Origin of the sequence: Bacillus niameyensis (assembly GCF_001375535.1) — a bacterium.
Classification (GTDB): domain Bacteria; phylum Bacillota; class Bacilli; order Bacillales; family Bacillaceae_C; genus Lederbergia; species Lederbergia niameyensis.
Map to the genome: position 1 here is coordinate 2,543,143 of NZ_LN831197.1, position 22,055 is coordinate 2,565,197.

Consider the following 22,055-nt stretch of genomic DNA (forward strand, 5'->3'; position numbering starts at 1 on the left):
GCTCTTTCTATACATAAAAGGGGGAAGGCTTTATTTTAACGGTGCCAGTTCAACAATGAGGGGGCAATGCTCGCTGGAGGATTTACGATTACGAAAAAAAAGGAACTTTTGGAATTGTAATTCCGCAAGTTCCTCTTCTCTGCTATATCATTGCTCTAATGTTTTCTTAATATCATATTCCGCCTTCTTCTCATTCAACCACACGGAATATTCTTGATTAATTTTTTGATCATGCAATGTGTCCTTAATTTCTTCCTGATGATCTTCAAATTTAGCTTCTTTTGCATCCTTGTGATCTGTTACTTTAATGACGTGATAGCCAAAAGAAGTTTTAACTGGATCACTAATTTCTCCAACCTTCATAGAAAAGGCTTTATCCTCAAACTCTTGAGCCATTTTCCCTTTAGGGAAGTAACCAAGTTCTCCACCATTATCTTTATTGGAGTCATCTGTAGAATACTCTTTTGCTAGTTCTGCAAAGTCTGCACCTTCATCTAGCTTTTTCTTTACTTCTTTTGCTGTTTTTTCATCTTCAACTAAAATATGACTTGCTTCAACTTGCTCAGCCTCATCAAAAGAAGCTTTATTCTTATCGAAGTATTCTTTAACTTCGTCATCAGTCAATTCGATCCGTGGTTCAAGGATTTTATTAATAGATAAATATTGCTCAACATTCTTTTTGAAATCATTCTTAGACATACCTTGTTGCTGCAACGCAGTATTGAAAGCTTCCTCGCCACCAGACTGTTCGATAAACTTGTCCATTTCTTCATTAATTTCTTTTTCAGGGATAGTTATCTTAGCCTTCTTTACTTCGAGTTCCACAACCATATCATCGATCATTTGGTCTAGAGTAGAGCTACCATATGTCTCTACAAGTTTTTCTTGCAATGCAGCTTTTGTAATTTTTTCACCATCAATATTAGCTACAATCTCTCTTTTCACAAAAGCGGTAGTAAAAATAGCAGCTACCCCAATGATAATGAGTACGATTACAGATATAGTAAACTTTTTGTTTGATGGTTTTTGATTTGGATGATTTTTATGACTCATACCATCTGTTCCTCCTCTATTTGCTCGTCTTTATTCATAGTTTACCATGTAAATATGAATAAACTATTACTATTTTAAATGAATTTGAAAAAAGTTTCGATAGTAATTATTTTCCCTATCCCCCTAATCCTTCTTTAGATGGAAATGACAAAGTAAAAATCGTTCCATTCCCTTTTTCACTTGTCACGTTGATTTGTCCATTGTGTAAAGTAACAAGCTGTTTAACAATGGAAAGACCGAGTCCGAATTCTCCATATGGATTTGCTGTTCGGGAAACTCCTGCTTTGTAAAAGCGCCGCCAAATTTTCTCAATTTCATCTGGGTCTATTCCAATTCCATTATCTTCAATTTCAATGGTAGTTTCATTCTGCCTTTTCATACCTCTAAGCGTAATGATACCATCCTGAGTGAATTGGATACTGTTTTTAGTAATGTTAATTAAAATTTGCATGAGTCGATCATAGTCTGCATAGATCATCACATTTTCATCAACGTCAACAATAATCTGATTCTTTTTCTCCTCGGCCTGAATATCTAATTGATCTTTAATAATCTCGAGCACTTCGGAAAGCTGGATCTCCTCTTTATTGAGCTTCACTTGATTAGAGCGGATTTTTTCATAATCAAGGTTTTCATTCACAAGTCTAATTAACCGTTTCGTTTCTTTACTAGCAAGTAGCATTCCCCGCTCCTTTTCGGATTCAGGGATCATGTCATTTCGAATTCCTTCAATGACCCCACTGATCGTCGTGAGAGGGGTTCGCATTTCATGTGAGACATCAGCTATAAATTGACGGCGCCGATTTTCAAGGCCTTCGATTTCCTCCATGGATGTTTGCAACTTTTGAACCATAAGATTAAAGTCTTTTGAAAGTTCACCGATTTCATCGAAGTCAGAAGTAGGAGTCCGCACAGAATAATCACCACTCGAAATTCGCGAAGTTGCGGCTTGCAATCTTTTAAGTCTTTTTACGTGAAAGGCTGATAGAATCCAGCTTAATAATAGAGCAACCGCCGAAGCAATGAGCACTGTATATAATAAATATTGATTAATTTGCGAAATGATATCCCTTGAACCTTTAATTGGGGACGCTAGTAAAATTCCACCAACGAACTGGCCCTGATGAATATAAGGAAGTAAAACGTAAGTAACTCCTTCCTCTTGCCGTTTAAAATCCTTTTTGACAACAACGGTGTAACCTTTTTGGATTTTTTGCCATTCCTTCTCCTGAATTTTTGTAATAGCACCGCTTCCAGTTGAATAAATGATCGCAGAATTAGTATCGAACAAGCTATATTGGATGTCCCGTCCTAAAAGGACATTGCCATATTGTTGTAAAACAGCTCTTGAGCTTTGGCTTTGCTCGATATCAGTAAGTATATTTTTTCCATAAGAAGTTAACTCATCAGCTTTATTTTCATAAACAAGATTCTCTATAAAATGAGTGAAAAGTAAGCTTAAAACTAATAGAGCCGAAATAATAACCCCTATATGACTACCTAATTGTTGGTAGAAGTATTTAAATTTCATTTATTTTGACCTTTGTGGCTGGATTCTTCTGATTCCTCTTCAAATTTGTAACCTACCCCCCATACAGTTTTGAAAAAGGGCTCTTCTGGAGTTCCTACTTTGTTTCGCAAACGTTTAATATGAACATCCACTGTGCGATCCTCTCCATAAAAGTCATAGCCCCATACTTTTTCTAACAATTGATCACGGGAAAAGACTTGTTTCGGATGTTGGGCGAAGTGACAAAGCAGATCGAATTCCTTTGGGGTTAAGTTTGTAATTGGTTGCCCGTCAAGCATTACATCCCGGGTCGTTTTATTTATTTTAAACCGATTTGTTTCGATAAAATTAGTGGGAGTAGCTTCCCGAGAATGGTAACGGCGTGTGACCGCTTTTATACGAGCCATTAAGGTTAATGGGCTAAATGGCTTTGTTACATAATCATCTGCACCCATTTCCAATCCAAGCACTTGATCAGATTCTGTATCTTTCGCTGTTAGCATAATGATCGGGACAGCCTTATTTTTCTCACGGATTTTCCGACATATTGTGATTCCATCCATTCCAGGTAACATCCAGTCAAGAATTAGACAATCCCAGCCATCTTCCTGAGCTCGTTCAAACCCTTTGATTCCATCGGTAATAAATTCACCTTGAATTCCTTCCTTGGAAAAAAACATTTCAATCATCGTTGCCACATTTTCATTATCCTCTACTACTAATATTTTCAAGTTGAAGCACCCCCTATAACTAATTTATTGAAGATCGCTCATAACCGCAAGAAAAAAAGCAATGCGCTCGAATAACGCCTACAAACTTCTTAGGTTGCATAGCGCTACACTTAAAATAAACCTCCCACATCGGCAGGAGGTTTATGCAAAAGGGGGATATAAGATTCCAACTTAATTTTCTGGGTAGCCTGTTAGTTCAATGAAGAAGGTTTCCGTTTTTCCATTTCGATAAACTTGCAATGATGCTTTATCCCCAACTTTTAGCTCTGTATACAACATTTTTCTTAAGTCAGTGGAATTTTTAATATCATGTCCATTAATACTAACCAAAATATCTTCTATTTTTAGACCAGCCTTCGCAGCCGCAGATTCAGGGTCAACAGATGTAATGATCACTCCACCTTCAATACCTTTTGGTAATTGTTGCAAATACTGCGGGGACACTTGTTCTAAATCAACCATCCCAATCCCCATGTAAGGACGCGCAACTTTTCCATTTTTAATCATTTCTTCAATAAGCGGCTTAGCATCATTAGCTGGAATCGCAAATCCAAGTCCTTCTACGCCGTTTTCGGCAATCTTCAAGCTATTAATACCTACTAGCTCACCAGCCATGTTTACGAGGGCGCCACCGCTGTTTCCTGGATTGATTGCAGCATCTGTTTGGATTACATTTAAATCCCAATTTCCTGCTGAAGTATCCACGCTGATTGTTCGATTCACTGCGCTAACAATTCCCTGTGTGACCGTACGGGAAAATTCAAGTCCAAGCGGGTTTCCAATCGCCACGACAGAATCTCCAGCTCTAAGTGTATCGGAATCGCCAAATTCCATAACTGTTTCCACGTCTTTAGCATTAATTTTTAAAACCGCTAAATCTGTTAGTGCATCGGCTCCAACTAGCTCTGCTTCAGTTTTTGTACCATTTTCAAGGGAGATTTCAACGCTATCTGCCCCTTCGATAACATGATTATTCGTTACAATATAAGCTTCCTTATCATCTTTTCTGAAAATAACACCCGATCCAGATGACGTTCCACTACTTTGATTATTTGGGAAAAAACCCGTTTGTTGATTTTTGCTGCTGACGATCCCAACGACTGCTTTTGAAGCTTTTTCAACCATATCTGCTAGTGATGTTGTTGTTGAAAGTTTTTCAACATTATAAGATTGGTCTGTTTCCGCTTTTGCTGTCGTTACAGCTTGTGGTTGATTCTGCGGTTCTTCTTTCAAAATCGATGTATTTGCTGCTAGAGCCAATGTTAAAACAGATCCGATGACACCAGCACCGACAGTTGAAACAACCTTCTTCACAACCCTCTTTCCCTTTTTCCAACGACTCTTAGGTTGTTCTGAAATATTCATAATCTCTTGGTCATTTCTTTCCATCTCGTTCGTCCTCCTTGTTTTTATCTATTTCCATGATAAAGCGGAGTTATGAACAAATTATTAACAAATATTGAAGGGATTGGGAAGATTGAGCAGATGCAATGTTGGGGGATCTTCGGTGCATAGAGGAATCCCCCCTACTTAAAAAATTGTGAGCTTATCTCGATAAATTCCAACGCTTATTCATATGAATTTCACCAAAACTCAAAAGAATCCTATGCAATTTCGAAAAATAAACATATGGAGTCGGAAGTTTACAATAGAAAGTACAGAATTTCACACAGAAAAAACCGCTCATGAGAATCTCACGAGCGGTACCATTTCAGTCAATTTCAAACAAATTGAAAATACTCTTGCGCATTTTTATAGCATATTCCCTCGACAATCTCACCGAGCGTATCCATATCTCGTGGATATTCGCCGTTTTCCACCCACTCACCAATTAAATTGCAAAGAATACGGCGGAAATATTCATGCCTTGTATAAGATAGAAAGCTTCTGGAATCTGTTAACATTCCAATAAATTGACCAAATAGGCCGACATTAGCAAGTGTTCTCATTTGGTCTCTCATCCCATCGATTTGATCGTTATACCACCAGGCGGTTCCAAACTGGATTTTACCCGGAATCCCGCCACCTTGAAAATTGCCAATCATAGTACCAATAATAAAGTTGTCGTTAGGATTTAATGAATATAGTACGGTTTTCGGAAGGGCATCTTCCTGATCCAATGTATCTAATAATTGCTTTAACGGATTAGCCAATAAACCATCGTTCATACTGTCAAAACCGGCATCTTTGCCAATTTTTTCAAACATTCTCGTATTCGTATTTCGAAGGACATTCATGTGGTATTGCATAGCCCAGTTACGCTTAGCATACTGTTTCCCTAGAAATACCAATGTATATGATTTGTATTTTTTCTCTTCTTCCAATGAAACTCTCTCACCATGTAACGCCTTTTCAAAAATGGCTTCAGCCTCCTCTTTCGTTGCCGATTCAAAAAGGAGTGTATTGATTCCATGATCTGACACTCGCCCGCCAAGTGAGTGGAAAAATTCAATCCGTTGTTCCAAGGCCGCTAAAAAGTGATCAAAATTTGTGATTGATATACCTGATACATCTCCAAGCCTTTCTACCCAACTTAAAAATCCCTCTGCGTTGATTTCCAGTCCTTGATCGGGACGAAAACTTGGTAATACTTTTACAGAAAAGCTTTCATCATCTCTAATCAATTGATGATATTCTAAAGTGTCTGTTGGATCATCCGTCGTGCAAACTACTTTCACATTTGATTTTATTATAAAATCTCTTGCTCCAAACCCTTCTCCTTGCAGCCCGGCATTCGCCTTTTCCCAAATAAGAGGAGCATTTTTTTCATTGAAAATATCTGTGATACCAAAGAAGCGTTGTAGCTCCAAATGGGTCCAATGATAAAGCGGATTCCCAATCGCTTTTGGAACAGTTCTAGACCAAGCAAGAAACTTTTCATAATCATCAGCATTACCTGTAATCAAATCCTCATCGACGCCATTAGCGCGTAATAGTCGCCATTTGTAGTGATCTCCCTCTAACCACGCTTCTGTCAGGTTTGCAAACTTCTTATTTTCATAGATTTCTTTGGGACTCAAGTGACAATGGTAATCGATGATTGGCATGTCCTTCGCAAATTGTTCATACAAGTTTAAAGCGGTTTCATTTGTTAAAAGAAATGTTTCATCCATAAACTTTTTCATTTTATCACCTTCCGATTTTTATATAAAGGGGGAGTTTAATACTCCCTCTACTTTCATTTCCAATCCTTTGCCAACATTCCATAGACAATATGATCAACATAATGGTCATAAAGCCATTCTGCTTCGCGGATCCTTCCTTCCTCAGTATACCCTAGTCGTTCCGGGATCGCTCTGCTCTTTCTATTTTCCACTGCTGCCCTAATATCTACCCGATTAAAATTTAGCGTTTGAATCGCGTAGTCTGTCAGGGAACCTGCTACTCTAGTCATAATGCCTTTCCCTTGAAACTCTTCTGCAAGCCAATAGCCGATGTACGCAACCCTATTCGACCACTCAAATTCATTAAAACCAGCCACTCCAACCATTTGCTCTTTATATAGAATGACCGTATTTAGTGATTTATGTTCGGCGTATCCTTTCAAACTTTCTTCAATAAATCGAGTTGTATCCTCTACTCTTCTAGTCGTGTCAAGCCAAGGCAGCCATTCTCTTAAATATTCACGAGATTGATTGGTTAGTTGATACAGCGCTTCTGCATCTTGAAGCTCAACCAACTTCAAATAGAGCTCTTCATCAACTTTATGTACGAACATGAACGCCACCTCCATTTAAATAAGATAGTTTATCATATTATAAATATTAAGAATTAACACGACTAGCAATAGAATGTGGAAAAGCTTAACTACGTGGGCATCGTCCATTTTCCGAGAAATCATTCTTCCAATCCATCCTCCAAGTGCTCCACCGACAATCATTACCCAAAGCATTTCAAGATTAAATGGTGAAAATCCTGTAGTTGTTGCTGTTAAAAGTAAAGAAGATACTTGGGAAAAGAAAATAATAAAAATAGAATTAAGTGCTGCTTCCTTTGCGGTCATAGAAAACGCGAGCATTAGAATGGGAATATTTAACGGACCACCGCCAATTCCGAGAAAGGATGCGATTCCGCCTAAACCGATACCTGCCATAAAAATAAGGAAAATGTTTTCTAAGTTAGCTGTACGCATATTCTTTCTTTTATGATCAAGGATAAATATGGAAGTCATTAAAATCGCTAAAATTCCAGCCTGGATCACCGTAACAAAATCTTTGTTCTTCATAGAGTCTATTAATATTTCAAAGATAAAATTACCAATTAGCCCTCCAACAATGGATCCAACCGCTAGTGTGATCCCAATTTTCAATTTAACCTTTGAACCTGATCGAAACGCGTTTATTAACGATACAATGGCCATTGATAAAACTGTTGAGGAGGACAAAACACCGATTGTTGTAACATCATAATGACCTAGAAAATCAAGTACAGGCTTGATGATAATGCCGCCGCCAAGCCCAGCGATTGCTCCAATAATCGATGCAACCAACCCTACTAAGAAGTATAGAATCGTCATTGTTCCTGCCTCCTATGATGTCTACTTCTTTAATCGTAAATGGTGCATCACTTATTCATTTTTTGTTTCAAATAATTCCTTTTTACTCCATTTTCCAAAGCGATAATATGAAAAGGCAAATACACTGCTAATTACAAAGCTAATACCCATTCCAAGCGCTATTCCCTTTTCACCAAGTTGATGTGCAAAAAGCCATGTCAATGGAAAGCGTAATAACCAAAAGGAAATAACATTTAACATAAGAACTTGAAAAGCTGCACCTGAAGCTCTAACCACTCCATTCCAAACGAAATTAAAGCCTAAAAATGGGAAGAAAAAAGCAACAATTTTAATGTAAGTTGTTCCAAACCCGACAGCCCCAGCATCCGCAATAAACATCCTGATTCCCCAACCACCAACAGTAAATACGATGAGTGCGATGATCAGCATAGCGGTCAGATTCATGAACGTTGCATACATAGTAATCCTGTGGACACGTCGCCATTTGCCCGCAGCAATGTTTTGCCCAGCCATACTGTTTACGGCTGTTCCAAGTGCATGGGCTGGAAGCATAATCAGGCTTTCCAAACGTTGCGCCGCTCCAAATCCGGAAACTGTATCACTTCCGAACGTTGTTACAACACTCATAATGGCAGCAGATCCAGCCGAAATAACCGTCATTTGCAGTCCAGATGGGATTCCCTGCCCTAATATAAGTGTGATCTCTTCCTTTTTGGGAAGAGCAGGGCGAGAAAAAGGAATAAGTTTATGATGGAGGCTAATCCATAATCCATATAAGAATGCGACTCCTTGTGCGAGAATGGTAGCCCAAGCTGCACCTTGAATTCCCCATTTAAACACGTAAATAAAAAGTGGGTCTAATACGGTATTGAGAACAACGGCAATGAGGACAAATCTAAGTGGTGTTTTACTATTGCCAAGTGCTCGAAAGACCGTTCCGATAAAATTGTAACCAAAAAGAAAAAGGATTCCTAAAAAGTTAATTTGTAAATAGCTTGCCGCATCTTTGATCATCTCGTCTGGAGTTCCTAGTATTTTGAGAATAGTTTCAGAAAAGAGGAAACCAAAAATACCAAGGAGAATTGCGATACTTCCTAAAATCACTATAAAAGCATTCGTGTAACTTTTTAACCCAGCATCATCATTCTTACCTTTTAGCTGGGATAAAATTGTCAAGGTAGCATTATTCACTCCAATGATAAAGGACAGAACCGTAAAAATAACTGTACTCGAAACAGAAATCGCTCCGAGCGCCGTATCTCCAAGTAAATTTCCAACCCAAAGACTATCAATGAATTGATAGGAGGTTTGCAGTAAGTTAGTCATTAAGATCGGAATAGAAAAGACAAGCAGCTGTTTTCCAATAGGGCCACTTGTAAAATTGTCTTGCCTCATGCAGATGATATCCTTTCTAATTCTAACTATCTATAATTATAACATTTTGACTATTGGAAAGGTGATATCTTGAATCCTTTTTGAAAAAGTATTTAAAATAGCCCAAGTAGTGGATATTTCAATTTATCCATTACTCAGGCTTATCTTGAAAGTTAGGCCAAAATTCCTTCAATTTCTTCAAGTACTTCAGCAGACAAAATTAATTCGCTGCCTTTGACATTCGCTTCAATTTGGTCTGGACGACTTGCTCCAACAAGGGCACTTGCCACATTTGGTTGACGTAAAATCCAAGCGATCGCAAGCGCTGGTAAAGTGGTGCCTAGCTCTTTTGCTAGTTGGTCTAACTGGGCAACCTTGTTATTCACCTCATCTGTGAGCATTCCTTGAATAAAGTTATTGATTTCAGAATTAGCAGCTCGGCTTTGGTCAGGTACGCGGCCTCCCAAATATTTACCAGTTAACACGCCTTGGGCAAGCGGTGAGAAAACAACTTGAGCAATTCCATACTTACTTGATACAGGAATGACTTCCTTTTCAATATAACGATTGAGCATATTATAAACGGGCTGATTGACAACAATTCGATCTAATAAATATTTATCTGCAATTCCTACCGCTTCCTCAATTTGAGCAGCTGTCCATTCACTGACGCCTGCGTAAAGGATCTTGCCTTGACGAATTAAATCATCAATTACCCTTAAAGTTTCGTCAACTGGAGTTTCTGGGTCGTAACGATGGCAATAAAATATATCTACATAGTCTAAGTCCATCCGCTTCAAGCTATTGTGAACTTGTTCAAAAACATGCTTACGGGACAAGCCTCTGTCATTCGGGCCTTCACCAATTGGCCAAAAGGCTTTCGTCGTAATCACATACGATTCACGCGGAAATTCTTTTAGCGCTTTAGCCATTACTTTTTCGCCTTCCCCGCGTTCGTAAACGTTTGCAGAGTCAAAAAAGTTAATACCTAACTCATAAGCTTTATGTATCGTCTTCGTTGCGATATCATCTTCTACTGATTTGCCGTAAGTGAGCCAGCTCCCTAAACTAATTTCACTCACTTTCAAGCCAGTGCGTCCCAGTCTGCGGTACTTCATTGCCATTTCCCCTTTACAATAAATTCATACTACTCTTATATGATTAGATATTTTCTCAGCCGTGTCAAGAAATCAACTCAGGCTAAAATTTCTTCAATTTTTTCGAGTACCTCTGCCGTTAGTTCCAGATCACTACCTTTAACATTCATCTCAATTTGTTCAGGACGACTTGCCCCAACGAGCGCACTTGCCACATTTTTTTGCCGTAAAATCCAAGCAATTGCTAGCGCAGGTAATGTTGTATTTAATTCTTTAGCTAGATGATCTAATTGAGTGACTTTGTTCAATACATCTTCATTTAAAAAGTTCTTTACACCTAAATTAATTTCATCATTCCCAGCACGACTGTTTTCGGGAATTTTACCACTCGAATACTTCCCTGTTAACACTCCTTGAGCAAGCGGAGAATATACGACTTGACCAATCCCATACTTTTCCGAAACAGGAATGACTTCTTTTTCAATATAGCGATGAAACATATTATAATGCGGTTGATTAACGACAATACGATCTAGTAACTTCTGGTCGGCCATTCCCACTGCTTCTTCAATTTGCGCAGCTGTCCATTCACTGACACCAACATAGAGAATTTTCCCTTGCCGAACTAAATCATCAATAACACGAAGAGTCTCATCAACTGGTGTGTCCGTGTCATAACGGTGGCAATAAAAGATATCGACATAATCCAATTCCATTCGTTTTAAACTATTATGCACCTGCTCATAAACATGTTTGCGCGACAATCCGCGATCATTCGGGCCATCCCCCATTTTTCCCCATGCCTTCGTTGTGATCACATAGGATTCACGCGGAAATGACTTTAAGGCTTTGGCCATAACTTTTTCGGCTTCACCGCGTTCATAAATATTGGCAGAATCAAAGAAATTGATCCCTAGCTCATAGGCTTTATGAATAATTTTTGTTGCGGTATTGTCTTCCACTGTTTTCCCATACGTAAGCCAACTGCCTAAACTAATTTCACTAACTTTTAAACCTGTGCGTCCAAGTCTCCGATACTTCAATTGGATTCCTCCTTTTTTGAAAAAACAGCCTACTCTCTTAAGCATTATCGATTTCTTATTCCCTGTCAATTAAGAAGTATGGTAAACTATCTAAAAAATCAAAAGATACGGAGAGATTATTTTGTCCCATTATCAAGCTTTATTTTTAGATATTGACGGAACGATTATTAAACCTGATCATACATATGATTCCTCTACAAAAGAGGCGATTTTTCAAGTCCAAGAAAAAGGGATTGAAGTATTCCTTGCAACTGGCAGACCTCTTCATGAAATTAGAGAATTAGGACGTGAGCTAAATGTTCATTCCTTCATTGGGTACAACGGAGCTTTTGCTCTTTATCAGGACAGAGTGGTTGTACAAGAACCAATGGAAGTGGGGGCTGTAACGCACTTTTTAGAGATTGCTAAAGAACATAATCATGATCTCGTCTTATATACGAGCGAAAAAAATTATCTAACGTCTTTGGACAAACCAGTCGTTCAAGATGTCATCGAAATATTCCAATTAAGGCAAAATGAATTATATACAGATAAAGTCGCTGATCAGATTTTAGGGGGAACGCTGATCAATTTGGCAGAAGAAGAACAGGCACTTTACCAATTTGATCAATCATACAGACTATCACAAGTTAATGTTGAGGCATTGCTTCACTGTTATGACATCATTCGAGAGAGTGTTAATAAAGGAAGCGCCGTCCAAAAAGTTATAGAAGTTATGGGCATTACACTGGAAAATGTGATAGCCTTTGGCGATGGACTGAATGATAAAGAAATGCTCAGCATCGCAGGTGAAAGTTTTGCGATGGGCAATGCGAATCCGCAAGTTTTTACTTATGCAAAACATAAGACTACGAGCGTTCAGGATTCAGGGATTTTTAATGGATTAAAATCACTTGGGTTAGTTAAATAAAATTTTCAAAGGAAGTCAAGTTCATGCTGACTTCCCTTTTTTTATTTATTTTAAACATAACTTTAGTAGCATCTTCCCAAACCCTCCAATTCTACCATTTTAAGAATATTCCCCCTACTAACCTAATAGCCTTAGACATAGCTGTAAAAAAATACTCGAGGGGTGTCCATTATTTTTAAGAAAAGCTGGTTGTTTTTGATTGTCATACTGTCATTGCTGACTTTACTCGTAGCATGTGGAAGTAAAACAGGTGGATCCGGTAAAACATACACGGTTGCAACAGACTCCAATTTTAAACCATTTGAATATTTAAACCCTGAAACAGGTGAATTAGAAGGCTTTGATATTGAATTGATGAAGGAGGTCGCCAAAAGGGCTGGATTTGATGTGAAGTTTGAAACGATGGAATTCGAGGGATTATTAACGGGTATGCAATCGGGACGTTATCCAATTGGCATTGCCGGGATGTCAATTACACCTGACCGAGCAGAGACACTTGATTTTTCTGACCCATACTATGATTCTGGGATGATATTAATGGTGCCGGTTGATAGTGATATTCAGTCGATTGATGATGTCGACGGTAAAAAGATCGGGACTAGACAAGGTTCTACAAGTCAATCTTATCTCAAAGAACATACTGATGCGAAAATTGAAGCTTTCCCGGAAATTGTCACAGCCTATATGAATTTACAAGAAGGCCGACTGGATGGGGCTCTTTACGATCTTCCAAATGTCCAATATTTTATTGCTCAAGAAGGCAAAGGTGAACTAAAAACTACTGGTGATATCCTTCAAGGTGAATCCTACGGGATTGCTTTTAAAAAGGACTCAGAATTAGTAGATGATGTCAATGAAGCACTGGCAAGCATGATTAAAGACGGAACTTATGCTGAAATTTATGAAAAATACTTTGGAGAACGACCGGCTGAAAAGTGGCTTGGGGATGAGTAAGGGTGGTCGTGGCGTATTCACAATGTAAAACGCTGATAAGTGCCATGAGAGCACTTCTCGTGGCGCTTACACCATATAAAATGCTAGACAAGTGGCATGAGAACTCTTCTCGTGGCGCTTTCGCCATATAAAATGCCATACAACTGTCATGGGAATGCCCCCTTTATGGCACGCTTTTCTAAAACAAATAACCAAGGAGAGAATAAATGAATGATAGATACCATTGTCAATAGTCACTATATTCAAAGTCTACCCTTCCTTCTCCAAGGTTTAGTCTGGACACTAGCCATCACGATCATTGGCTTAATTCTTGGATTTATCCTCGGTGCACTAACTGGTCTCGGCCGTTTATCTAAAAGTAAAATCATTCGCGGAATTTGCGCCATCTACGTAGATGTTGTACGTGGTACACCCATTCTCGTTCAAGTTTTGTTTATTTACAATGGGTTAACGGAAGATATTATCGGTTTTAACATTGATAAATTTAGTGCCTCTATTATCGCGATTACTATTAATGCCGGCGCTTATATTTCCGAAATTGTCCGCGGGGCCGTAAAATCCATCGATAAAGGCCAGCATGAAGCAGGACGGTCGATCGGACTAACTGAAAAACAAACAATGCGCTATATTATTTGGCCACAGGCATTTAAACGAATGATTCCGCCTTTAGGAAATCAATTTATTATTAGTTTAAAGGACACCTCACTCTTCTCTGTCATCGCTGTTGGAGAACTTCTTTATCGAGGAAAGGAATATTACAACACGACCTTTTCTGCTTTCCAAACTTTAATTATGGTCTGTATCCTTTATCTCATCATTACGATCCCTACTTCGTATTACTTACAGAGATTGGAAAGGAAGTTAGATGTCTAAATGATTACTGTTGAAAATTTATATAAATCATTCGGCGACTTAGAAGTTTTAAAAGGTATTAATGCGGAAATTGCGGAACGCGAGGTTGTCTGTGTAATCGGGCCATCCGGTTCTGGAAAAAGTACGTTTTTACGCTGTTTAAATTTACTAGAAGAGATTACTTCAGGAGATGTAGTTATGGATGGTGTTCATCTAATTGATGCTAGCGTTGACATTAACAAACTACGCTCACGAGTTGGTATGGTATTCCAGCATTTTAACCTTTTCCCCCATATGACTGTGTTGGAAAATGTAACACTTGGACCTATAAAAGTGAAGGATATCGCTCGAGAAGAGGCAGAAACAACGGCTTTACCTCTATTGGAAAAGGTGGGACTCTCCGATAAAGCCTATATCTATCCCGACAGCCTCTCAGGTGGTCAGAAACAACGAGTCGCCATCGCGCGCGCACTTGCGATGAACCCCAAAGTCATGCTCTTTGACGAACCAACATCAGCACTAGATCCAGAACTTGTTGGGGATGTTCTTCAAGTTATGAAAGATCTTGCTGATGACGGGATGACTATGGTCGTCGTCACACATGAGATGGGCTTCGCACGCGAGGTTGGCGATCGGGTTATTTTTATGGATGAAGGAATTGTGATGGAAGAAGGAAGCCCAGAACAAATATTTGATCACCCACAAAACCCGCGTACGCAAGAGTTTTTAAGTAAAATATTGTAGACTATTCCTGTTGGAAATTTTCTTAATAAGGGGAGAACAAATAAAGATTCTAAGTTGTTTATACACAAGGGACAATGGATTATTTCGAATTATCCGTGACACAGAAACGAATGTACAAGATGCGGAGAATATGCTTGGCAATGGTGGCGGCATGACCGTACTAGGTCGATGAAAATGGGAAGCCAGTTCTATACAAGGAAGAGGAAGATCACTAGTCCATTCTATTCAATTTACTTTCCAGCCGATTTTAGGAAAAAGTGACCACCCTCTTACTGTTATAATAAATACATCATATATGAAAGCGGGGTCATTTAAATGAATCCATTTTTAAAACCAGGAAGTAATGCACCTGTAGCTGGTACTTATGTAGAGGTTGGACATGGTGGCGGGAAGGTGAAAAATCCGGAACGTGTAGAATTGCAACAAGGTGGCACCCTTCCAGACCTGAAGTCGTATACGGTGAAAATTGAACACAAGGGAGAAGAAAAAACAAGAAATCGTCAACATAAATGGATTTTAGAAGTATAAGATAGAGCTGCCGGGTTTATTACTTGGCAGCTTTTTATTGACTACAAACTATTTCAAACATTGGTTCTGCTACTTTTAGTGCTAGTGGCATATTCGACTTCCATTATGCTACTATGGAAAGAAAAAAGACATCGTACTATAAGGGAGCGTTGAAACGGTGAGGATTGGCATCATAGCCTTTGGATTCATTTACCTTCTCTGGATGGTAAGTAGACGAAAAAAATATCGGCTGCAGCCATTGAAGGAGTTCCTATTAAATGGATTCGTTTTTTATCTGTTGTCTGTCGTGTTTTTAACGATGCAACCATTTCAATGGAATCTCCCTTTTGGCATTTCGGGTGGAAAAAGTGGATATCATTTCGATTATCGGCTTTTTTATGAACTAAGTCATATGTCTGACCTGCAGCTTCAAACTCTCTATTCAGTAGGGAATATCGCTTTATTCTTTCCGTTAGGGATTTTCTTGCCGATTTTGTTTAGATCGTGCAGACGCTTTGGAGTTTTACTCTTCATTAGCTTTTGCGGGTCCTTAACAATCGAACTAACCCAAACCTTTTTCACAATGACTAGGCGTGGTACATTGGATGATCTCGTTTTTAATACGGCGGGAGCAGTGCTTGGATATAGTTTGTACGCCCTATTCCATTGGTTCGGGAAAAAGGTTTCCCTTTTTTTGGTTGCAAATAATCGTTAAAAGTGTGCATTTCGCATGCTTTTTTCTCTTTTTAAATGTCTTTCGCCTCCTTTGTAAACGCTTACTGTATCTGTGCATATAATAAGATGAAGGGAGGCGAAAATATGGACCGCTTTTCCACCTTTGGCTGTCTTATTGCCTTAATAGGCATTATGATTGGTGCAGTGGCCAATGATTGGTTCTTGGCAACCCGGATTACAGGATTAACAGCCATCGTTTCCATTTTGCTAGCTGGCATCTTAGCTGGGGTGTCGTTGAGAGAATATCCAACTAAAAAGAAATCAGATGCCGACAGCGAAGCAGAGCGAAATAGTTGGGCCAAAAACTTTTTGTTGATTGCTATTCCTAATTTTATAGTTTCATTTGTTTTAATTGTCTTTGATGCTATAATACATTAATCCTCTGACAATAATCTCCAGTCAAAGGCGCTCCCGTTTGGACATTCGCGGGAGTGCCTTCAATAATTCTATTTAAAACTGTATTAGCCGTTGAGAGCACTTTATTAGCCGTTGACCCTTTTTTATAGAAAACTCACCAAGTGTTCCAAAGGTAATTCATATTTTCGACTTTTGCGTTCCCCGATTGTTGGTAACTTTAAGGAGCTAAGCATCTTAGAGGCAATATGAATGGAGCTCACCCCAAAAAACTCACGAAACTCTCTATTCGTAATTGTTTTTCCATTTAACAGCCGAAGCCGATAGTCGATCAATGCTTGAATAAAGGCTTTTTCATCATCACCTCTCCTTTGGATATTCTACTTTCATTAAAAAAAATCCTTCTCTCTTTAAGGGGGAGAAGGCTAAAGCGTAATTTTAACGACTTGACCTTTATCGTCTTCCAGATCAACAATCGTTAATCCTTTATATTTCTTCATTTCCTTTAACAACGGCTGGATCTCTTGCCAGTTAATTTGTCTTAGTTGAACATAGCGCTCTTCGTTGATTTTAGATTTCACTAATTTCCAAAAAAGCTTCGATGTTGCGATCCGCCCTCCTGCACTTACGAATAAATAGGGCAAGTGAATCGTTCGTGGCCTTTGGTTTTCCTGATTAAGGGTTATTTTAATCATTGGCTTCTCACTCAATCACAATAGACACTTTTTCTCCATTCTCACCGGTAATGTCAACGATTGGTCCTTCTATCTGATTTTCAATTGCGTCCATGATAAGATTAATATCTACCAAATCAATCGCTTCTGTATATTTGGCTGATTCCGGAATTTTTGAAGCAATATTTATCCCTGCTTCCAAAGCAACTTTAATTAAACGCAATGGTAAATTAACATTAACTTTATTCCCTTTCTCTTCGGCCTGGATTTTTAAGATCTTATCCATGTAATCGCGTTGTTGGATTACTTGATTAGGCGCTTGTTTCTCTTGCAAAGCTTGGATTAGGTCAGTAGCTTCTTCCGTTCCAAGTTTCCCTTCTTCCATCATCGCTAATACTTTTGCAATCTCTTCCCTCATTCCAATCAGCTCCTTACTCATTTTTTAATAGACGTAAAGCTTCATCCGCTGAGATTTCTCCACTTTCGAGCATGGAAATAATCTTACTTTTATCTACGGTTTCCTTCTCATCGTTACTTTTCTTGTCCGCATACCCAAGTGCACCAATAATATCATTTAATTTTCCACGAACAGTTGGATAAGAAATACCTAACTCTTTTTCAACTTCTTTGATATTACCGCGAGTTTTTAAAAATACTTCAATAAAAAATAGTTGCTCAGTAGACAGCGATGCCCATCTTGCTAATTCAAATTCATTTTCAATAGTCGTATGACAATGACTGCAATGTAATTTTGTAATTTTCAATTGTTCCGAGCAAACTGGACAATTTGTTATGATTGGATAACTCATAACCTCCTCCTCACCTTCAATAATTTAATATAATTATAAACATAATTAATTTTTTATTCAATATTAATTTAGTAAATTAATTATAAAATTAATATTTATTATAAACCACAAAAAAATAACCCCCTTTACCAAAAGAGGGTTATTTTTTCTATTCCAATCTTACTGCTTGCTGTTGAGCTAATAAACAAAGCTCCGCTGCTTTAAAAATATGTGCTTGGGTCATCGCGTTTTCAGTTCGGTTTATACAATCTAAAATCATTTCTCCGAAAAAAGGAAAACCGATTTTACCTTTAACTGAGTAATGATACTTACCGTTTTGATTGACAAGATAGACTTGGTCTCCTTCGTCATCACGGACTATATCAATATATTTTCGAAGTTCAATATATCCTTCTGTACCAAGTATCACTGTCCGGCCATCTCCCCAGACACCGAGTCCTTCTGGTGTAAGCCAATCTACTCGAAAGTATTGTGTTGCACCATTTTCACCAACTAGCATGCAATCACCGAAGTCTTCCAGTTCTGGATATTCCTTATTGGCGTAGTTCGCTACCTGACTCCTGACAATTTTCGCATCCGCATTCCCAGTATAATATAAAAACTGTTCGATTTGATGACTGCCGATATCACAGAGAATACCGCCGTATTTTTCCTTTTCAAAAAACCAGTCAGGACGGGATGGAGCATTTAAACGATGTGGGGCAAGATTTGTTACTTGAATAACCCTCCCGATTGCTCCTTCTTCAATTAAATAACCAGCAAAAACTGTACTTTCAACATGCAAGCGTTCTGAATAATATACTAAATATTTCTGTTTAGTTTTTTCAACCGCCTTCTTCGCCTCTTCCAGTTGTTCGAGCGTTGTAAATGGCGTTTTGTCAGTAAAATAATCTTTTCCACTCTCCATCACTCGAACACCAAGTGGCCCTCTTTCACAAGGAACAGCTGCTGCTGCAACCAATTTTACTTCCGGATCTTGTAATATTTGCTCAGCGCTTTCGGCTACCTCTACATTAGGATATGACACTAAAAATTGTTCTACTTTCACAGGATCTGGATCATATACCCACTTTAATGTTGCCCCTGCTTCCACAAGGCCATTGCACATCCCATAAATATGGCCGTGATCCAAAGCCATGGCTGCAATGACAAATTCACCTTTTGCCACAACTCGGTTCGTCTTACCTTTTGGAGCGTAATTCATCCCGTCTTTTCCCAAATGATCTCACCACTTTATAGTTTAATGCGTGCCACTGACATCCATCGTTATATCTTGCTCCGTTACCTTTTTATAAGTAGATTGATTAATCTTTTCTTGTAATTTCTCATAAAACAAGTCTTCATCAATTGGCAGCTCAACCCAGTCATCAAGCCAGCTTGATAAATAAACCGCATTGGATATCGCCAAACTCTTAATCCCCTCTGGTCCTGGAGCGAGTAACTCTTCATCATGTAAAATAGCATTTGTCCAGTTTTTCAAAATGCCGACATGATGTTCAGACTGCCCTCGGACAGGGATGTCAATCTTCCAACATTCAGGTTGACCGAAGCCGCCTTTGTATTCTTGGTTAAATGCACGTTCTGATTGACGTAAGCGCCAAAACGTTAATTGACCATTTTCTACAACGAGTTTACCGCGATCCCCGACTACCTCGAAACGATTCGTACCTGGTGCTTCGCCTGTTGATGTCACAAATAGACCGGTTGCTCCGTTTTCGTATTCAACATAAGCGGTTACATCGTCTTCCACTTCGATGTCATGATATTTCCCGAATCCGCAAAATGCCCTAACACGCGTTGGCATCATCCCAGTAATCCATTGCCATAGATCCAACTGATGCGGGGATTGGTTTAGCATGACACCGCCACCTTCTCCAGCCCAAGTTGCGCGCCAGCCGCCGGAATCATAATAGCTTTGTGGGCGATACCAATCTGTGATAATCCAATTTGTCCGTTTAATTTCTCCTAGCTCTCCTGAGTGAATCAGTTCGCGCATTTTTTTATAAAGCGGGTTTGTTCGTTGATTAAACATCATACTAAATACTTTCCCGCTTTTTAAGCCTGCTTCATTCATTAAGCGTACGTTTTTCGTGTAAACACCAGCAGGTTTTTCACATAGGACATGCAGATCTTTCTCAAAGGCACGGATAGCTAAGTCTGGATGGTCATAATGAGGAGTCGCGATCGTTACTCCGTCAATATCCGCTTTCTCGAAAAATTCATCCACTGATTCAAAACATTGTACCTGACTGCCAAACTCCTCGCGTATCCAGTCCAAGCGATCTGTACGCGGGTCACAAACAGCCGCTAATCTAGCTCCTTTGACTTTACCGCCTTTAAGTGCGGTAGCATGGGCAGTTCCCATATTCCCTAGACCGATAATGCCTACCTTTACTTCTGCCATTAAGATGGACCTCCTATAAGGTTATTGACTCACTTTTACTTGCTCTTGTAATTTCCTTAGATTGTTTAAACTGATTTGCAAACTATCAAATGGGTTTCCAGGGCAATGATCTTGCTCAACGGCATACCATTCAACACCTGACTTTTCACACCATTCCAGGATTGGAACAAAATCAATCTTTCCAGTACCAACTTCAGCAAAAGTCTCTTGCTCATCATTTGTCATATCTTTTAGATGGATAATTGGCATTCTGTTTACGTATGGAGTAATAAACTTGACTGGGTCTTTTCCGCCTTTTTTCACCCAATAGACATCAACCTCAGCCAATACAAGATTATCTTCAACAGGCTCTAATAAATACTCAAGTGCTGAAACCCCATTAATGGTTGTATCAAATTCAAAAGCATGATTATGGTAGCTTATGCGGTAATTAGGCACTTTCTTAGCGATATCGTTTAGAATCGATCTTACTTTCTGGTAACCTTCAACACTATGATATTGTGGCGGTAAATAAGGGCAGACGATATCTTTCGTACCGTATAAATCGGCTTCTTTAATAACATTGTCAAGATCATTTTCAAGACGATCAAGTGAAATATGCATACCTGCTGTTCCAAGTCCTGTCTCCTTCAAGGCATCGGCAACTTCTTGCGGATCATGACCTTGCGGTAGTCCCGAGATTTGAACACCAGCCCAGCCCATTTTTTTCAACTCACGAAAAACAGGTGCAATCCCCATGCTAGCTACTTCCTCACGAAGCGTAAATAGTTGTGCAGCAAATTTTTTCTCCATTTTTCATATCTCCCATTCTATTTATTGTTGTTTGCTTTTACGATATTCTGAAGGTGTCATACCTAAACTCTTTTTAAAAAAGCGACTAAAGTGGGCTGGACTCTCAAACCCACAATCTACTGCTACTTCATGTAGCGTTTTATCCAAATTCATTTCCAAATCATATTTCACTTGGTTTAACCGACAAGCCATTACATAATCCATTACAGTTGTTCCTGTTACTTCTTTAAAAATACGAGATAAGTAGAATTTGCTTAAATTCAATTTCGATGAGATATCATCTAACGATATTTTTTCTTTAAAATTCCCCTGAATAAACGTGGCAATATTCTCGACATGTACAACTTTTTCACTTTTTTGTTTAGCTAGTTGCTCATTTTCCTTCTTACTTAATTTAAAGATTTGGACAAGCATTGTAAGCAGTAAAACTTTTAACTCTGCCTCCACTTCCGGTTTTTGTGAAGACTGATCTTGCATGTGGAACGATTCATCCGTCAGTAGTTGAGCCATATCCTTCATGCAATTTAATATGATCATTCTTTCTCCATCGTCTTGCCCTCTTAAAAGGCAATTATTCATTTCCTTGAAGGGAGCTAGCAATTCTGAAAACGGAAGTGCTTCAATAACTGGATCAATCCAACTTGATGAAAAATGAACGACGCTCCTCACGTAAGGTTCAAATTTAGATGGATTTGCCCTGTGTGCGGTTAAGCCATCCATAATAATGATATCCTCTGGCTGCAATTCATAAATTGTATTATGAATTAAGTATTTGCAGTCACCCCTATGAAAATAGTAAATTTCATAATGAGCATGGGAATGAAAATCATATGGATGGTCACCTAATGTCTTCATTCGATAGTTAGAAGTTAGCCATTTTTCCATATATACACCTCAGGTACCCAATCGGCATGAAAGGGCTTACTTATAATATTAAACGGATTCTCCTTCTTTTACATTATCTAAACATGCTCTTTTCTGTAAAATATTTGACTC

At 38.7% G+C, this 22,055-nt stretch carries 25 protein-coding genes; 8 read left to right on the forward strand and 17 right to left on the reverse strand.

Going from position 1 to position 22,055, the window contains the following annotated elements; all coding sequences use genetic code 11:
- Positions 1-147 precede the first annotated feature (147 nt).
- The 10 genes from BN1243_RS11930 to BN1243_RS11975 form a co-directional block, all read right to left on the reverse strand.
- Positions 148-1,053, reverse strand: a complete 906-nt coding sequence (locus BN1243_RS11930) for a peptidylprolyl isomerase (RefSeq protein ID WP_062107093.1) — start codon at positions 1,051-1,053, stop codon at positions 148-150.
- Positions 1,054-1,168: 115 nt separating this feature from the next.
- A complete protein-coding gene (locus BN1243_RS11935; RefSeq protein ID WP_062107095.1) occupies positions 1,169-2,584 on the reverse strand; it encodes a sensor histidine kinase in 1,416 nt (471 codons plus the stop codon).
- Entirely contained in the window at positions 2,581-3,294 is a 714-nt protein-coding gene (locus BN1243_RS11940; RefSeq protein WP_062107097.1) for a response regulator transcription factor, read from the reverse strand. Before BN1243_RS11940 ends, BN1243_RS11935 begins: the two co-directional genes overlap by 4 nt.
- A 171-nt stretch (positions 3,295-3,465) precedes the next feature.
- Positions 3,466-4,683, reverse strand: a complete 1,218-nt coding sequence (locus tag BN1243_RS11945; protein WP_084781897.1) for a S1C family serine protease — start codon at positions 4,681-4,683, stop codon at positions 3,466-3,468.
- Positions 4,684-5,015: 332 nt separating this feature from the next.
- The gene (uxaC, locus tag BN1243_RS11950) at positions 5,016-6,419 is read right to left on the reverse strand and encodes a glucuronate isomerase (RefSeq protein WP_062107099.1); all 1,404 of its coding nucleotides are present in this window, start codon (positions 6,417-6,419) and stop codon (positions 5,016-5,018) included.
- A 53-nt stretch (positions 6,420-6,472) separates the two neighbouring features.
- Positions 6,473-7,012, reverse strand: a complete 540-nt coding sequence (locus BN1243_RS11955) for a GNAT family N-acetyltransferase (RefSeq protein ID WP_062107101.1) — start codon at positions 7,010-7,012, stop codon at positions 6,473-6,475.
- A 15-nt stretch (positions 7,013-7,027) separates the two neighbouring features.
- The gene (locus BN1243_RS11960) at positions 7,028-7,810 is read right to left on the reverse strand and encodes a sulfite exporter TauE/SafE family protein (RefSeq protein WP_062107103.1); all 783 of its coding nucleotides are present in this window, start codon (positions 7,808-7,810) and stop codon (positions 7,028-7,030) included.
- Between the two features lie 51 nt (positions 7,811-7,861).
- Entirely contained in the window at positions 7,862-9,205 is a 1,344-nt protein-coding gene (locus BN1243_RS11965; RefSeq protein WP_062107105.1) for an MATE family efflux transporter, read from the reverse strand.
- Between the two features lie 152 nt (positions 9,206-9,357).
- Complete coding sequence (locus BN1243_RS11970) at positions 9,358-10,302, reverse strand: aldo/keto reductase family protein (protein ID WP_062107107.1); 945 nt, start codon at positions 10,300-10,302, stop codon at positions 9,358-9,360.
- A gap of 77 nt (positions 10,303-10,379) precedes the next feature.
- Positions 10,380-11,324: an aldo/keto reductase family protein gene (locus BN1243_RS11975; protein ID WP_062107109.1), complete on the reverse strand. Its 945-nt coding sequence runs from the start codon at positions 11,322-11,324 to the stop codon at positions 10,380-10,382.
- A gap of 121 nt (positions 11,325-11,445) precedes the next feature.
- On the opposite strand from BN1243_RS11975, the gene BN1243_RS11980 reads away from it, so the two are divergent.
- The 8 genes from BN1243_RS11980 to BN1243_RS12010 all read left to right on the forward strand — a co-directional run bounded on the left by BN1243_RS11980 (position 11,446) and on the right by BN1243_RS12010 (position 16,404).
- Positions 11,446-12,234, forward strand: coding sequence for a Cof-type HAD-IIB family hydrolase (locus tag BN1243_RS11980; RefSeq protein WP_062107110.1), 789 nt, complete (start codon positions 11,446-11,448; stop codon positions 12,232-12,234).
- A gap of 213 nt (positions 12,235-12,447) precedes the next feature.
- The gene (locus BN1243_RS11985) at positions 12,448-13,188 is read left to right on the forward strand and encodes a transporter substrate-binding domain-containing protein (RefSeq protein ID WP_230200187.1); all 741 of its coding nucleotides are present in this window, start codon (positions 12,448-12,450) and stop codon (positions 13,186-13,188) included.
- 210 nt (positions 13,189-13,398) lie between these two features.
- On the forward strand, positions 13,399-14,061 hold the full coding sequence (locus BN1243_RS11990) for an amino acid ABC transporter permease (protein ID WP_062107114.1): 663 nt from the start codon (positions 13,399-13,401) through the stop codon (positions 14,059-14,061).
- Positions 14,062-14,784: an amino acid ABC transporter ATP-binding protein gene (locus BN1243_RS11995; RefSeq protein WP_062107116.1), complete on the forward strand. Its 723-nt coding sequence runs from the start codon at positions 14,062-14,064 to the stop codon at positions 14,782-14,784. It abuts the gene before it with no gap.
- Between the two features lie 10 nt (positions 14,785-14,794).
- The gene (locus tag BN1243_RS22665) at positions 14,795-14,956 is read left to right on the forward strand and encodes a hypothetical protein (protein ID WP_230200188.1); all 162 of its coding nucleotides are present in this window, start codon (positions 14,795-14,797) and stop codon (positions 14,954-14,956) included.
- A 143-nt stretch (positions 14,957-15,099) separates the two neighbouring features.
- Entirely contained in the window at positions 15,100-15,312 is a 213-nt protein-coding gene (locus BN1243_RS12000; protein WP_062107118.1) for a YjzC family protein, read from the forward strand.
- Between the two features lie 202 nt (positions 15,313-15,514).
- Entirely contained in the window at positions 15,515-16,006 is a 492-nt protein-coding gene (locus BN1243_RS12005; RefSeq protein ID WP_230200189.1) for a VanZ family protein, read from the forward strand.
- A gap of 104 nt (positions 16,007-16,110) precedes the next feature.
- Positions 16,111-16,404, forward strand: a complete 294-nt coding sequence (locus tag BN1243_RS12010; protein WP_062107120.1) for a DUF5316 family protein — start codon at positions 16,111-16,113, stop codon at positions 16,402-16,404.
- Between the two features lie 401 nt (positions 16,405-16,805).
- On the opposite strand, the gene BN1243_RS12020 is transcribed toward BN1243_RS12010, so the two are convergent.
- From BN1243_RS12020 to BN1243_RS12050, 7 genes are all read right to left on the reverse strand, one after another.
- Complete coding sequence (locus BN1243_RS12020; protein ID WP_154669848.1) at positions 16,806-17,075, reverse strand: hypothetical protein; 270 nt, start codon at positions 17,073-17,075, stop codon at positions 16,806-16,808.
- Positions 17,076-17,082: 7 nt separating this feature from the next.
- Positions 17,083-17,472 carry a hypothetical protein gene (locus BN1243_RS12025; protein ID WP_062107124.1) on the reverse strand — a complete coding sequence of 130 codons (390 nt, stop codon included), beginning with the start codon at positions 17,470-17,472 and terminating at the stop codon, positions 17,083-17,085.
- 13 nt (positions 17,473-17,485) lie between these two features.
- Positions 17,486-17,863 (reverse strand): DUF2089 domain-containing protein, encoded by a 378-nt coding sequence (locus BN1243_RS12030; protein WP_062107126.1) that lies wholly within the window; start codon positions 17,861-17,863, stop codon positions 17,486-17,488.
- 148 nt (positions 17,864-18,011) lie between these two features.
- The gene (locus tag BN1243_RS12035) at positions 18,012-19,067 is read right to left on the reverse strand and encodes a Gfo/Idh/MocA family protein (RefSeq protein ID WP_069201863.1); all 1,056 of its coding nucleotides are present in this window, start codon (positions 19,065-19,067) and stop codon (positions 18,012-18,014) included.
- A 36-nt stretch (positions 19,068-19,103) separates the two neighbouring features.
- The gene (locus BN1243_RS12040; protein WP_062107130.1) at positions 19,104-20,267 is read right to left on the reverse strand and encodes a Gfo/Idh/MocA family protein; all 1,164 of its coding nucleotides are present in this window, start codon (positions 20,265-20,267) and stop codon (positions 19,104-19,106) included.
- 21 nt (positions 20,268-20,288) lie between these two features.
- A complete protein-coding gene (locus BN1243_RS12045) occupies positions 20,289-21,059 on the reverse strand; it encodes a sugar phosphate isomerase/epimerase family protein (RefSeq protein ID WP_062107132.1) in 771 nt (256 codons plus the stop codon).
- 21 nt (positions 21,060-21,080) lie between these two features.
- Positions 21,081-21,944, reverse strand: coding sequence for an AraC family transcriptional regulator (locus BN1243_RS12050; RefSeq protein ID WP_062107134.1), 864 nt, complete (start codon positions 21,942-21,944; stop codon positions 21,081-21,083).
- Positions 21,945-22,055 lie beyond the last annotated feature (111 nt).

Excerpts from the sequence above, each read along its gene's own strand:
- BN1243_RS11970 (WP_062107107.1), bottom strand. The coding sequence starts at position 10,302 with ATGAAGTACCGCAGACTGGGACGCACTGGCTTGAAAGTGAGTGAAATT.
- BN1243_RS12005 (WP_230200189.1), top strand. The coding sequence starts at position 15,515 with ATGGTAAGTAGACGAAAAAAATATCGGCTGCAGCCATTGAAGGAGTTC.
- BN1243_RS12050 (WP_062107134.1), bottom strand. The coding sequence starts at position 21,944 with ATGGAAAAATGGCTAACTTCTAACTATCGAATGAAGACATTAGGTGAC.
- BN1243_RS12000 (WP_062107118.1), top strand. The coding sequence starts at position 15,100 with ATGAATCCATTTTTAAAACCAGGAAGTAATGCACCTGTAGCTGGTACT.
- BN1243_RS11960 (WP_062107103.1), bottom strand. The coding sequence starts at position 7,810 with ATGACGATTCTATACTTCTTAGTAGGGTTGGTTGCATCGATTATTGGA.
- BN1243_RS12030 (WP_062107126.1), bottom strand. The coding sequence starts at position 17,863 with ATGAGTTATCCAATCATAACAAATTGTCCAGTTTGCTCGGAACAATTG.
- BN1243_RS12020 (WP_154669848.1), bottom strand. The coding sequence starts at position 17,075 with ATGATTAAAATAACCCTTAATCAGGAAAACCAAAGGCCACGAACGATT.
- BN1243_RS12010 (WP_062107120.1), top strand. The coding sequence starts at position 16,111 with ATGGACCGCTTTTCCACCTTTGGCTGTCTTATTGCCTTAATAGGCATT.
- BN1243_RS11995 (WP_062107116.1), top strand. The coding sequence starts at position 14,062 with ATGATTACTGTTGAAAATTTATATAAATCATTCGGCGACTTAGAAGTT.
- BN1243_RS11945 (WP_084781897.1), bottom strand. The coding sequence starts at position 4,683 with ATGGAAAGAAATGACCAAGAGATTATGAATATTTCAGAACAACCTAAG.
- BN1243_RS12025 (WP_062107124.1), bottom strand. The coding sequence starts at position 17,472 with ATGAGGGAAGAGATTGCAAAAGTATTAGCGATGATGGAAGAAGGGAAA.
- BN1243_RS11930 (WP_062107093.1), bottom strand. The coding sequence starts at position 1,053 with ATGAGTCATAAAAATCATCCAAATCAAAAACCATCAAACAAAAAGTTT.
- BN1243_RS11935 (WP_062107095.1), bottom strand. The coding sequence starts at position 2,584 with ATGAAATTTAAATACTTCTACCAACAATTAGGTAGTCATATAGGGGTT.
- BN1243_RS12045 (WP_062107132.1), bottom strand. The coding sequence starts at position 21,059 with ATGGAGAAAAAATTTGCTGCACAACTATTTACGCTTCGTGAGGAAGTA.
- BN1243_RS11990 (WP_062107114.1), top strand. The coding sequence starts at position 13,399 with ATGATAGATACCATTGTCAATAGTCACTATATTCAAAGTCTACCCTTC.
- BN1243_RS12040 (WP_062107130.1), bottom strand. The coding sequence starts at position 20,267 with ATGGCAGAAGTAAAGGTAGGCATTATCGGTCTAGGGAATATGGGAACT.
- uxaC (WP_062107099.1), bottom strand. The coding sequence starts at position 6,419 with ATGAAAAAGTTTATGGATGAAACATTTCTTTTAACAAATGAAACCGCT.
- BN1243_RS11955 (WP_062107101.1), bottom strand. The coding sequence starts at position 7,012 with ATGTTCGTACATAAAGTTGATGAAGAGCTCTATTTGAAGTTGGTTGAG.
- BN1243_RS11965 (WP_062107105.1), bottom strand. The coding sequence starts at position 9,205 with ATGAGGCAAGACAATTTTACAAGTGGCCCTATTGGAAAACAGCTGCTT.
- BN1243_RS12035 (WP_069201863.1), bottom strand. The coding sequence starts at position 19,067 with ATGAATTACGCTCCAAAAGGTAAGACGAACCGAGTTGTGGCAAAAGGT.